The organism is Pseudomonas sp. TE3899 (genome assembly GCF_056279105.1).
The window spans coordinates 4,507,014-4,519,527 of record NZ_JBWBQR010000001.1 but is presented as its reverse complement, the minus strand read 5'-3'; the positions used below and the strand labels follow the sequence as shown (position 1 = coordinate 4,519,527).

Sequence of the window (12,514 nt, the reverse complement as noted above, 5' to 3'; positions counted from 1 at the left end):
GCTTGCGGCTTGCAACTTGTCGCTCTACAGAATGTAGCGCGACAGGTCTTCGTTCTGCGCCAATTCACCGAGGTGGCTGTTGACGTACTCGGCGTCGATCAGGATCACCTTGTCATCGTGGGCGCTGGCCAGGTCACCGGCGCTGAACGACACCTCTTCCAGCAGACGCTCAAGCAGCGTGTGCAGGCGACGGGCACCGATGTTCTCGGTTTTCTCGTTGACCTGCCAGGCGATCTCGGCGATGCGCTTGATCCCGTCCGGCTGGAACTCGATGGTCAAGCCTTCGGTTTTCAGCAGGGCGCAATACTGCTCGGTCAGCGACGCGTGTGGTTCGCTGAGGATGCGCTCGAAGTCTTCCGGGGTCAGGGCTTTCAGTTCAACGCGGATCGGCAGACGACCTTGCAGCTCAGGCACCAGGTCACTCGGCTTGCTCAAATGGAACGCACCGGAGGCGATAAACAGGATGTGGTCAGTCTTGACCATGCCCAGCTTGGTGTTGACGGTGCAGCCTTCGATCAGCGGCAGCAAGTCGCGTTGCACGCCTTCACGGGAGACGTCGACGCCACCGGAATTGCCGCGCTTGGCGACCTTGTCGATTTCGTCGATGAACACGATACCGTGCTGCTCGACCGCTTCCAGGGCCTTGGCCTTCAACTCTTCGTCGTTGACCAGGCGCCCGGCTTCTTCGTCACGCACCAGTTTCAGGGCTTCCTTGACCTTGAGCTTGCGGCTTTTCTTTTTGCCCTTGCCCATGTTGGCAAACAGGCTTTGCAGCTGGTTGGTCATCTCTTCCATGCCCGGTGGCGCAGAGATATCGACGCCCGCCACTTCGGCGACTTCGATTTCGATCTCCTTGTCATCCAGCTGGCCTTCACGCAGGCGCTTGCGGAACAGCTGACGGGTGTTGGAATCAGCCGACGACGTCGATTCTTCGTTGCTGAAACCCATGCGTGCCGGTGGCAGCAGGGCGTCGAGGATGCGGTCTTCGGCGGCGTCTTCGGCGCGGTGGCGAACCTTGGTCATTTCCTGTTCGCGCAGCAGCTTGATCGCGGCGTCAGCCAGATCACGAATGATCGATTCGACGTCACGGCCGACATAGCCGACTTCGGTGAACTTGGTCGCTTCGACTTTGATGAACGGCGCGTTGGCCAGCTTGGCCAGGCGACGGGCGATCTCGGTTTTACCGACACCGGTCGGGCCGATCATCAGGATGTTCTTTGGTGTTACTTCAACACGCAGCTCTTCCGGCAGCTGCATCCGGCGCCAGCGGTTACGCAGCGCGATGGCGACGGCGCGCTTGGCATCGTCCTGGCCGATGATATGGCGATTGAGTTCGTGGACGATTTCACGGGGAGTCATGGACATAGTAATTGGCGGTCCTCTGGTCAAAGTGAGCCGTGGCGCAAGGCCGAAACAGGCTTACTCGGCGAGGTCCTGCTCCTCAATGGTGAAGGTGTGGTTGGTGAATACACAGATGTCGCCGGCGATACCGAGCGCGGTTTCGACGATTTCCCGAGCCGACAGGTCGGTTTTCTTCAGCAAGGCGCTGGCTGCGGCTTGAGCGTAGCCGCCACCGGAACCCATGGCGATCAGACCTTCTTCGGGTTCGACCACGTCACCGTTGCCGGTGATGATCAGGGAAGCGTCTTTGTTGGCGACCGCGAGCATGGCTTCGAGGCGGCTGAGGGAGCGGTCGGTGCGCCATTCTTTGGCGAGTTCGACGGCGGCGCGAACCAGGTGACCCTGATGTTTCTCGAGCTGGCCTTCAAAACGCTCGAACAGGGTGAAGGCGTCAGCGGTGGCCCCGGCAAAACCGGCGATGACCTGACCGTGGTACAGGCGACGAACTTTCTTCGCGTTGCCTTTCATCACGGTATTGCCGAGAGAAACCTGGCCGTCGCCGCCCATGACGACTTTGCCGTGGCGGCGAACTGAAACGATGGTGGTCAAGGGAGAGTCTCCACGCAGCGGGGCGAAAATGCCTTATGCCAACTCATATGGGGGTGGTGGAGATTTTTTCAACTGCAGGCAGCGGCGGGGGACGAGCGGTGTTAAACGGGGGAGGGTGTGTTGTTTGTTCTGGCGCCTTCGCGGGCAAGCCTCGCTCCTACAGGTTTATGTCGTTCGCATTTACGGCGAACGGCGCATTTCCTGTAGGAGCGAGGCTTGCCCGCGAAGAACGATCACGCGGTACTGCTGACGAAATCAGCGGCTCTGGCGTTGTTGTAACAACAGGTTGCTGAAACCGCTGCCGGCCAGTTGTTTCTGGGCGGTGGTCAGTTGTTCGCGGTTGCTGAACGGCCCGACCAATACCCGATACCAGGTTTCATCCTTGACCATGCCGGACTCAACCGCCACGGCCTGGCCGAGCAAGATGATCTGCGCGCGAACCTTGTCGGCGTCAGCTTCCTTGCGGAACGAGCCCGCCTGCAAGAAGAACTTGGTCACCGGTGCCGCTTTGGAAACCGGTGGCGGCGGTGGCGGGGTGATCCCGGCGAGCGCGGCCTGGGCCCGTGCGGTGTCGATCTTCGCGGCTTGCTCTGGCGTCACCGGGGTGGTCGGCACCGTCGGTACTTGCGGCGTCGGCAGGGTTTTCTCCGGCACCGCGTCCGGCGGCACGATCACTTCCGATTCCGGCAACAGGGTGTAGAAGTCGTACTTCGGCTTCACCGGTTGCGTCGGGCTCGGCGGGGTCTTGTTGGCCTCGGCGATCTTGCTGGCTTTCTGCTGCTCGATTTTTTCGCGCTTGACGCTTTCACTGCCCTTGCCCGGCTCCAGTTTCATCAGGAACACGATAAACGCGCCGACCGTCAGGCCGATGGCCATCCACAGCCAGCCCGGGATCGGCTGTTTGGCAGGAGCGGTGTAACGACTGGCGCCACGCTTGGGTGCAGGTTTTTTCTTGGCAGCCAACTTACATACGCTCCAGAGTTTCCAGACCCAAGAGTTCCAGGCCTTGCTTGAGTGTGCGGCCGGTCAGCGCGGCGAGGCGCAGGCGGCTCTGCATTTGCGCCGGAGTGTCGGCGGTGAGGATCGGGCAGTTCTCGTAGAAGCTGGAGAACAGACCGGCGACATCGTACAGGTAGGTGCAGAGGATGTGCGGCGTTCCTTTGTCGGAAACGTTGTTCAGCACTTCGCCGAACTGCGCCAGTTTGGCCGCCAGCTCATGTTCGTGCGGTGCTTCAAGGACAATCTGGCCTTCGACTTCGGTGAAATCCTTGCCCAGCTTGCGGAATACACCGGCGACGCGGGTGTAGGCGTACAGCAGGTACGGCGCGGTGTTGCCTTCGAAGTTCAGCATCAGGTCGAAGTTGAAGCTGTAGTCGCTGGTGCGGTGCTTGGACAGGTCGGCGTATTTCACCGCGCCAATGCCCACGACCTTGGCGATGTTGCGCAGATCGTCTTCGGCCAGCTCCGGGTTCTTCTCTTTCACCAGGGTGTAGGCGCGGTCCTTGGCTTCGTTCAGCAGGTCCACCAGTTTCACGGTGCCGCCGTCACGGGTCTTGAACGGACGGCCATCGGCGCCGTTCATGGTGCCGAAGCCCATGTGCTCCATTTCCATCGGGTGCGTCACGAAACCGGCCAGGCGTGCGACCTGGAACACTTGCTGGAAGTGCAGGGCCTGGCGCTGGTCGACGAAGTACAGCGCGCGATCAGCCTTGAGCTTGCCGCTGCGATAACGCACGGCCGCCAGGTCGGTGGTGGCGTAGAGGTAGCCACCGTCGGCCTTGACGATGATCACCGGCAGCGGGTCGCCGTCGGCGTTCTTGAATTCGTCGAGGAACACGCACTGGGCGCCGTTGCTCTCGACCAGCAGGCCAGCAGCCTTGAGGTCATTGACCACGTTGATCAGGTCGTCGTTGTAGGCACTTTCGCCCATCACGTCGGCCATGGTCAGTTTGACGTTCAGTTGTTCGTAGATCGCCTGGCAGTGGGACAGCGAGATATCGCGGAAGCGTGTCCACAGGGCCAGGCACTCGGCGTCGCCGGCCTGCAACTTGACCACCAGGCCACGGGCGCGGTCGGCGAACTCTTCGGATTCGTCGAAGCGCTGCTTGGCGGCGCGGTAGAAGTTTTCCAGGTCCGACAACTCGTCACTGGTGATCGGGTTTTCTTGCAGGTACGCCATCAGCATGCCGAACTGAGTGCCCCAGTCGCCGACGTGGTTCTGACGGATCACGGTGTCGCCGAGGAACTCCAGCACCCGGGCCACGCCGTCGCCAATGATGGTCGAGCGCAAGTGGCCGACGTGCATCTCTTTGGCCAGGTTCGGTGCCGACAGGTCGACCACGGTGCGCTGCACCGGACCGGACTTGCGCACGCCGACGTGCTGGTCGGCCAAAGCGGCGTCCAGGCGCGAAGCCAGGGCGTCAGTGTTCTGGAAGAAGTTCAGGAAGCCCGGACCGGCGATTTCGGTCTTGGTGACGTTTTCGTCAGCGGGCAGGGCGGCGATGATCTTTTCCGCCAGATCGCGGGGCTTCATGCCCGCCGGTTTGGCCAGCATCATCGCGATATTGCTGGCGAAGTCGCCGTTCTTCTTGTCGCGGGAGTTTTCCACCTGGATCGCCGGCGACAGGCCTTCAGGCAACACACCTTCGTTGACGAGTTGGGTGATGGCTTGTTGGATCAGCTGGCGAATGGTGTCTTTCATGGTGTTCTCTTTCGACCGCAAGCGCGGCGGCGCCTGGATGCGCTAGTGGAAAAACTGGGCATTATCCGTGGCATGGACGTGCTTGCCAACTATAGCGGGCAGGTTAGGGATATGTGGCGATCTCAAAATCAATACAAATCGACGGGATCAACATCCAATGACCACCGCACCGCCCGCCCACTCGGCATCTGTTCCAGCATCAACAACCAGCTGCTGAGCAACCGATGCAGCGGCGCCCGCGCCGTGGCCTGCAACAACAACTGCGCCCGATAACGCCCGGCCCGACGCTCCATCGGCGCCGGCACCGGCCCGAGCAATTCGATCCCGCTCAGGTTCTGCTCGGCCAGCAATCGTTCCGCCTCGCTGCACGCCTCATCGAGAAAGCCTTCGGCCTGTCCCGGTTTGTGCGCTTCGGCCCGCAGCAGTGCCAGGTGCGCAAATGGCGGCAGGCCGGCGGCGCGACGTTCGCTCAAGGCTTGCTCGGCAAACGCGAAGTAACCCTGTTCAGTCAGTTGCACCAGCAGCGGATGGTCGGCCAAGTGGGTCTGGATGATCACTCGGCCCGGCTCTTCAGCCCGGCCGGCGCGGCCGGCGACCTGGACGATCAGCTGCGCCATGCGCTCGCTGGCGCGGAAGTCGCCGGAGAACAACCCGCCGTCGGCATCCAGAATCGACACCAACGTCACCCGTGGAAAGTGGTGCCCTTTGGCAAGCATCTGCGTGCCGACCAGAATGCACGGCTGGCCTTTCTGGATGGTGGCGAACAGCTGATTCATCGCGTCCTTGCGCGACGTACTGTCGCGATCGACCCGCAGCACCGGCACGTCCGGGAACAGAATTGCCAGGCGTTCCTCCGCGCGCTCGGTGCCCGCACCGACGGGCCGCAAATCCACTTTTCCGCATTTCGGGCAGTGCCGGGGCACGCGTTCGACGTAGCCGCAATGGTGGCAGCGCAGCTCGCCGGAGCGCTGGTGCACAGTCATCCGCGCATCGCAGCGCTGACACTCGGACATCCAGCCGCAATCGTGGCAAAGCAGGGTCGGGGCAAAGCCGCGACGGTTGAGAAAGACCAACACTTGCTGGCCGGCGGCCAGGGTCTGACCGATGGCTTGCTGCATCGGCCCGGAAATGCCGCTGTCCAGTGGACGGCTTTTCACATCCAGGCGCAGGAAACGCGGCTGCTTGGCGCCACCTGCACGCTCGTTCAAGCGTAGGAGACCGTAACGACCGGTGTAGGCGTTATGCAGGCTTTCCAGCGAAGGCGTGGCGGAGCCGAGGACAATCGGGATGTTTTCCTGCCGTGCACGGACCAGCGCCAGGTCGCGAGCGTGATAGCGCAGGCCCTCCTGCTGTTTATAGGAGCCGTCGTGCTCTTCGTCGATGATGATCAGGCCGGGGTTTTTCATCGGCGTGAACAGCGCCGAACGGGTGCCGATAATAATGTCGGCATCGCCGTCCCGGGCCGCGAGCCAGGCTTCCAGGCGTTCGCGATCATTGACCGCCGAGTGGATCAGCGCGATGCGCGCATTGAAGCGCTGCTCGAAGCGCGCCAGGGTCTGCGGCCCGAGGTTGATCTCCGGGATCAGCACCAGCGCTTGCTTGCCGGCTTCGAGGGTTTCGCGGATCAACTGCAAATAGACTTCGGTCTTGCCACTGCCGGTGACGCCGGCCAGCAGGAACGCGTGATAGCTGTCGAACCCGGCGCGGATCGCCTCGTAGGCTGCGCGCTGTTCCGGGTTGAGCGGAAGTTCCGGTTGCGCCAGCCAGCGTTCGTGGCGGGCGTCGGGCGCGTGTTTGCGGATTTCGACTTGCACCAGGTCTTTGGCCAGCAACAGGTCGAGGCTGTCCTTGCTCAGCATCAATTTGCTCAGCAACTGATGAGCGACGCCGTGGGGGTGCTGGGCCAGCGTGGCCAGGGCTTCACGCTGGCGCGGAGCGCGGGCGATGCGCGGATCATCCAGGCTGGCGCCGGGGGCGGCGGACCAGAAGCGCTCCTGGCGGGCTTCGGCCAGTTCGCCCTGGCGCAGCAGCACCGGCAGCGCCCAGCTCAAGGTATCGCCGAGGCTGTGCTGGTAATACTGGGACGTCCACAGGCACAGCTTGAACAGCGCCGGTGGCAGCGGCGGCGTGGCATCGAGCAGGGCGATGGCCGGCTTGAGCTTTTCCACCGGCACTTCGCTGGTGTCGGTGACCTCCACCAGAATGCCGATCATCTCCCGCCGGCCGAACGGCACCCGCAGGCGCATGCCCGGCTGCAACTGGGCGCGCAGGACCCCGGCCGGGGCACGGTAATCGAACAGGCGGCGCAGGGGCGAGGGCAGGGCGAGGCGCAGAATGGCGTCGGGCACGCGAAGGTTTTCTCGATGATGGGGCGGTGAAGAAGGCAGGGAGCCTAGCAGACGGTCGGTAGAAGGGACAGCTTGCGTGATTGCAAAGGTCTGGTAGAATCCGCGGCCTAATTACGTGCGGTATTCAACAATAGTGTTGAGTGGCGGCACGCTAGCCTGAGGAATACACCATGAAAGCCGATATCCATCCAGCGTACGAAACCATTGCAGTCACTTGCAGCTGCGGCAACAAGTTCGAAACCCGTTCGAACCTGTGCAAGCCACTGGGTACTGACGTATGCAACGAGTGCCACCCGTTCTACACCGGTAAGCAGAAGACTCTGGATACTGGCGGCCGTGTACAGCGCTTCGCAGACCGTTTCGGTGCCTTCGGCAAGAAACCTGCTGCTGCAGAGTAAGGTTCAAAGGCCTTATGGGCTTTTCCTTGCTAATGAAAAAGGCGTCCCTTGTGGGCGCCTTTTTTGTGTCTGCGATTTGGCTTTCCGGCGCCCAGGCCTTTTGCCCTGCGCCGAGCGGTTTGACGCCTGTTGCCGTGCAACGGGTGGTGGACGGCGACACCCTGCGCCTGCGCGATGGCCGCAGCGTGCGCATGATCGGCCTGAACACCCCGGAACTGGGCAAGCAAGGCCGAAGCGACGAACCCTTCGCCGTGGCGGCGCGCAAACGCCTCGAAGAGCTGGTGGCTGCCAGCAAAGGCCGGGTCGGTTTGCTGCCGGGTAAAGAGGGCAAGGATCGCTACGGTCGCACATTGGCCCATGTCTACAGTGCCGACGGCGCCAGTCTCGAAGCGCAAATGCTCGCCGAAGGTCTCGGTTTTCAGGTGGCGATCGCGCCGAATGTCGATTTGGTGAGTTGCCAGCAGGCGGCGGAACGCGCGGCCCGGCAGGCGGGTCGCGGGCTATGGCGGCAATCGCCTGTACTGAAAGCGGATCAGATCAAGGCGTCCGGTTTTGCGCTGCTCAGCGGTCGTGTGAGCAAGGTCCAGCGCAATCGCGGCGGGGTTTGGATCGAGTTGCAGGATTCAGTTGTATTGCGCGTTGCACCCAATGTGCTGGGGCGGTTCGATGTGGCCGCACTGGAGCGTCTGAAGGGCAAGCAGATCGAGGCGCGCGGCTGGGTGCTGGACCGTTCGCGTCGGGGCGGACTCGAAAAAGGTCAGGCGCGATGGCTTTTGCCTTTGAGTGATCCCGCTATGCTTCAAGCAGGACGCCGATAAAAAATTGTAGACATTTTTTGATGGGATTGTGAACAGTCAATCCCTTGTGTTCCGTGGCTCTTGGCCCAAAGTCGTAGGCCCGGGCGCTTGACAGGGGTGACTGGTCAGTCTTGTAGGGACTTTGCGACACGCGTATCCTCGGCGGTCCGTCTGTCCAACAGTAAAAAGCGGAATGCCCACATGTCTGATTTGAAAACTGCCGCTCTCGAATATCACGCCCATCCTCGTCCAGGGAAGCTGAGTGTCGAGCTCACCAAGGCCACCGCTACCGCCCGCGACCTGTCGCTGGCCTACAGCCCCGGCGTAGCCGAACCAGTACGCGAAATCGCCCGCGATCCTGAACTGGCCTACAAATACACCGGCAAAGGCAACCTGGTTGCAGTCATTTCCGATGGCACCGCGATTCTCGGCCTGGGTAACCTCGGCCCATTGGCTTCCAAGCCTGTGATGGAAGGCAAAGGCGTGCTGTTCAAGCGCTTCGCCGGCATCGACGTGTTCGACATCGAAGTCGACTCCGAAAGCCCGCAAGCCTTCATCGACACCGTCAAGCGTATCTCCATCACCTTCGGTGGCATCAACCTGGAAGACATCAAGGCACCTGAGTGCTTTGAGATCGAACGTGCCCTGATCGAGCAGTGCGACATTCCAGTGTTCCACGATGACCAGCACGGCACCGCGATCGTTACCGCGGCCGGCATGATCAACGCCCTGGAAATCGCTGGCAAAACCCTCGCCGACGCCAAGATCGTCTGCCTGGGCGCCGGTGCGGCCGCCATCTCCTGCATGAAATTGCTGGTGAGCATGGGCGCCAACATCGAAAACATCTTCATGGTTGACCGTACCGGTGTGATCCACTCCGGCCGTGACGACCTGAACCAGTACAAGGCTGTGTTCGCTCACGCGACTGAAAAACGCACCCTGGCTGACGCCCTGACCGGTGCAGACGTGTTCGTCGGCCTGTCCGGCCCGAACCTGCTGAGCGCCGAAGGCCTGAAGTCCATGGCGGCCAACCCGATCGTGTTCGCGTGCTCCAACCCTGATCCGGAAATCGCCCCGGAACTGGCTCACGCCACCCGTGATGACGTGATCATGGCGACCGGCCGTTCGGACTACCCGAACCAGGTCAACAACGTACTGGGCTTCCCGTTCATCTTCCGCGGTGCCCTGGACGTTCGCGCCAAGCGCATCAACGAAGAAATGAAAGTGGCTGCGGCCAACGCCCTGCGTGAACTGGCCAAGCTGCCGGTTCCTCAGGAAGTGTGCGACGCCTACGGCGGCATCAAGCTGGAATTCGGTCGTGAGTACATCATCCCGAAACCAATGGACGCCCGCCTGATCACCGTGATCTCCGATGCCGTGGCCAAAGCCGCTATCGAGACCGGCGTAGCGACCCTGCCGTATCCGAAGAACTACCCGCTGAAAAGCGTGGATGACGTGTTCAACGGATAAGAGCAGCGCCCATAAAAAACCCAGCCAAGTGCTGGGTTTTTTATGGGCTTCAAGTGACAAGCTGCAAGCTGCAAGCTGCAAGTCAAAAGCGGCGCGCATGGCTCTTGCTTTTACTTGTAGCTTGCAGCTTAAAGCTAGTCGCTGCTTTCTTGATCGTTCCCACGCGCAACAAAGGAATGCAGCCCGGGACGCTCCGCGTCCCTTCTCACAGCCGAACGCGGAGCGTCCGTTGAGGCATTCCCACGCGGAGCGAGGGAACGATCATCGCAGCGCCCATAAAAAACCCAGCCTAGTGCTGGGTTTTTTATGGGCTTCAAGTGGCAAGCTACAAGCTGCAAGTTAAGAGCGGTGCGCATGGCTCTTGCTTCTTCTTGTCGCTTAAAGCTTGCCGCTTGTAGCTGTTTCTCTAGAACAAATCGATCGGCGCCGCTTCGTCCGCCGGCAACGGGCTGCCCGGCGCGGTGCCGTTGCCCAGTTCGCTGGCCGTCGGTGGCGTGTCTTCGGCCTTGAACAGCTCGAAGTAGGCCCCAGGCGTGCTTGGCGTGGCCGCACGGCCGCTGACCGGGTCGACCCGCAGGCTGAGGATGCCTTCCGGCTCCGCTTGCGTGTGTGGCGGCTTATCCTTGAGCGCGGCAGCCATGTAGTTCATCCAGATCGGCAGCGCGACGGTGCCGCCGAACTCTCTGCGACCGAGGCTCTCGGGTTGGTCGAAACCGGTCCAGACCGTGGTCACGTAATCGGCGTTGTAACCGGAGAACCAGGCGTCCTTGGATTCGTTGGTCGTACCGGTCTTGCCTGCGATGTCGGAGCGGCCCAAAGCCAGTGCGCGACGGCCGGTGCCACGCTTGATCACGTCCTCCAGCATGCTGTTGAGAATGAACGTGGTGCGACCATCGACGATACGTTCGGCCAGGGCCGGGGTTTGCGGCACCGTAGCGGGAGCGGTCGTGGCCTCGCCAGGAGGCGGGTTGACCGTGAACGTCTGGGCGACCGGTGCGGCAATGCCACTGGTCGCCGCATCGCCTTTAGGCACGCTCGGCGGATTGGCGACGAACAGCGTGTCGCCGTTGCGGCTTTCGATCTTGTCGATGATGTACGGGGTGATCTTGTAGCCGCCGTTGGCGAACGTGCTCCAGCCGGTGGCGATTTCCATCGGCGTGAGGGTCGCGGTGCCGAGGGCCAGGGACAGGTTGCGCGGCAGGTCCTGCTTGTTGAAGCCGAACTTGCTGATGTAATCGATGGTGCGATCAACGCCCAAGGCCTGCAGCAGACGGATCGACACCAGGTTACGCGACTTGTACAGGCCTTCGCGCAAGCGGATCGGGCCGAGGAAGGTGTTGGTGTCGTTCTTCGGACGCCAGACCTTGTCCAGGTACTCGTCGACAAACACGATCGGCGCATCGTTCACCAGGGTGGCGGCGGTGTAGCCGTTATCCAGGGCGGCACTGTAGACGAACGGTTTGAAGCTCGAGCCCGGCTGACGCTTGGCCTGCAGGGCGCGGTTGTAGTTGCTCTGCTCGAAAGCGAAGCCGCCGACCAGCGAGCGAATCGCGCCGTTCTGCGGATCCAGGGAAACCAAGGCGCCCTGTGCCTGCGGGATCTGGCTGAACTTCAGCGAGTTGTCCGGCTGGCGCTGCACACGAATCAGGTCGCCGACTTGGGCCACGTCCGCCGGCTGCTTCGGATTGGCACCCATGCTGTTGGTGTTGAGGAATGGCCGTGCCCATTTCATGGTGTCCCAGCTGACGTGTTCGTCGCCGGTGCGGGTCATCACTTGCAGGCCATTCTTGTCGACCTGGGTGACGATGGCCGGCTCCAGGCTGCTGATGGTGCGCTGCTTGGTCAGTTCGGTGGCCCAGGCTTCGCGGGTCTTGCCCGGCAGGCGCGACTCGGGACCACGATAGCCGTGACGCTGGTCGTAGGTCATCAAGCCTTCGTGGAGCGCGGTGTTGGCCATTTCCTGCAAGTTGCTCGGCACCGTGGTGGTGACGCGGAAACCTTCGGTGTAGGCGTCGCTGCCATAGCGGCCGACCATTTCGGCGCGGGCCATTTCAGCGATGTACGGCGCATTCACTTCCGGGGTCGGCACGTGATAGCTGGCGTTCAGCGGTTCGTTGATCGCGGTGGTGTAGTCGGCTTCGGTGATTTTCCCGAGCTTGTACATCCGCCCCAGGATCCAGTCGCGACGCTCCTTGCTGCGGGCCGGGTTGGCCAACGGGTTGAAGCGCGACGGGGCTTTGGGCAGACCGGCGATCATCGCCATCTGCGCCAGGCTCACATCACGGATCGATTTGCCGTAGTAAACCTGCGCGGCGGCCTCGATGCCGTAGGCGCGGTTGCCCAGGTAAATCTTGTTGACGTACAGCTCAAGGATTTCGTCCTTGGTCAGCTGCCGTTCGATCTGCAAGGCCAGGAGGATTTCGGTGGTTTTGCGCGAGAAGCTGCGTTCGCTGGTCAGGAAGAAGTTCTTCGCGACCTGCATGGTAATGGTGCTGCCGCCGGACTGGATGTGGCCGCTTTTGACCAATTGGGTCGCCGCACGCATCAGGCTGCTCGGGTCGACGCCATAGTGGTTGGCGAAGTTATCGTCTTCAGCACTTAGTAACGCATTGATGAAATTGGGGGGAATGTCGGCGAACCGGATCGGCGTGCGGCGCATTTCGCCGAATTCTGCAATCAACTTGTTATCGCTGCTGTATACCCGTAGAGGAATCTGCAACTGAATGCTTCTCAGCGCCTCCACGGACGGCAAACCCGGACTAAGGTAAAGATAGGCGCCACTGAGACCTAAAAGCAGTCCGCAGAAAACGGCGACGATGGACCAACCGAAAAATTTCAGCAGACGAATCA

Annotated in this window: 9 protein-coding genes; 3 read left to right on the top strand and 6 right to left on the bottom strand. The window is 61.6% G+C overall.

Annotated elements, in window-relative coordinates; all coding sequences use genetic code 11:
* Window positions 1-24 precede the first annotated feature (24 nt).
* The 5 genes from hslU to ACZ89E_RS20520 all read right to left on the bottom strand — a co-directional run bounded on the left by hslU (window position 25) and on the right by ACZ89E_RS20520 (window position 6,999).
* Window positions 25-1,365 carry an ATP-dependent protease ATPase subunit HslU gene (gene hslU, locus ACZ89E_RS20540; protein ID WP_133837878.1) on the bottom strand — a complete coding sequence of 447 codons (1,341 nt, stop codon included), beginning with the start codon at window positions 1,363-1,365 and terminating at the stop codon, window positions 25-27.
* Window positions 1,366-1,419: 54 nt separating this feature from the next.
* On the bottom strand, window positions 1,420-1,950 hold the full coding sequence (gene hslV, locus ACZ89E_RS20535) for an ATP-dependent protease subunit HslV (RefSeq protein ID WP_007899242.1): 531 nt from the start codon (window positions 1,948-1,950) through the stop codon (window positions 1,420-1,422).
* Window positions 1,951-2,205: 255 nt separating this feature from the next.
* On the bottom strand, window positions 2,206-2,913 hold the full coding sequence (locus tag ACZ89E_RS20530; protein WP_123402550.1) for an SPOR domain-containing protein: 708 nt from the start codon (window positions 2,911-2,913) through the stop codon (window positions 2,206-2,208).
* 1 nt (window position 2,914) lies between these two features.
* Window positions 2,915-4,651, bottom strand: coding sequence for an arginine--tRNA ligase (argS, locus tag ACZ89E_RS20525; protein ID WP_149659165.1), 1,737 nt, complete (start codon window positions 4,649-4,651; stop codon window positions 2,915-2,917).
* Window positions 4,652-4,779: 128 nt separating this feature from the next.
* Window positions 4,780-6,999: a primosomal protein N' gene (locus ACZ89E_RS20520; protein WP_149659166.1), complete on the bottom strand. Its 2,220-nt coding sequence runs from the start codon at window positions 6,997-6,999 to the stop codon at window positions 4,780-4,782.
* A 170-nt stretch (window positions 7,000-7,169) separates the two neighbouring features.
* On the opposite strand from ACZ89E_RS20520, the gene rpmE reads away from it, so the two are divergent.
* The 3 genes from rpmE to ACZ89E_RS20505 all read left to right on the top strand — a co-directional run bounded on the left by rpmE (window position 7,170) and on the right by ACZ89E_RS20505 (window position 9,664).
* Window positions 7,170-7,397, top strand: coding sequence for a 50S ribosomal protein L31 (rpmE, locus tag ACZ89E_RS20515; RefSeq protein ID WP_123511093.1), 228 nt, complete (start codon window positions 7,170-7,172; stop codon window positions 7,395-7,397).
* 14 nt (window positions 7,398-7,411) lie between these two features.
* On the top strand, window positions 7,412-8,215 hold the full coding sequence (locus ACZ89E_RS20510; protein ID WP_476256344.1) for a thermonuclease family protein: 804 nt from the start codon (window positions 7,412-7,414) through the stop codon (window positions 8,213-8,215).
* Window positions 8,216-8,395: 180 nt separating this feature from the next.
* Window positions 8,396-9,664, top strand: coding sequence for a malic enzyme-like NAD(P)-binding protein (locus ACZ89E_RS20505; protein ID WP_054054610.1), 1,269 nt, complete (start codon window positions 8,396-8,398; stop codon window positions 9,662-9,664).
* 406 nt (window positions 9,665-10,070) lie between these two features.
* Here ACZ89E_RS20505 and ACZ89E_RS20500 read toward each other — a convergent pair whose 3' ends face one another.
* On the bottom strand, window positions 10,071-12,512 hold the full coding sequence (locus tag ACZ89E_RS20500; protein WP_372242345.1) for a penicillin-binding protein 1A: 2,442 nt from the start codon (window positions 12,510-12,512) through the stop codon (window positions 10,071-10,073).
* Window positions 12,513-12,514 lie beyond the last annotated feature (2 nt).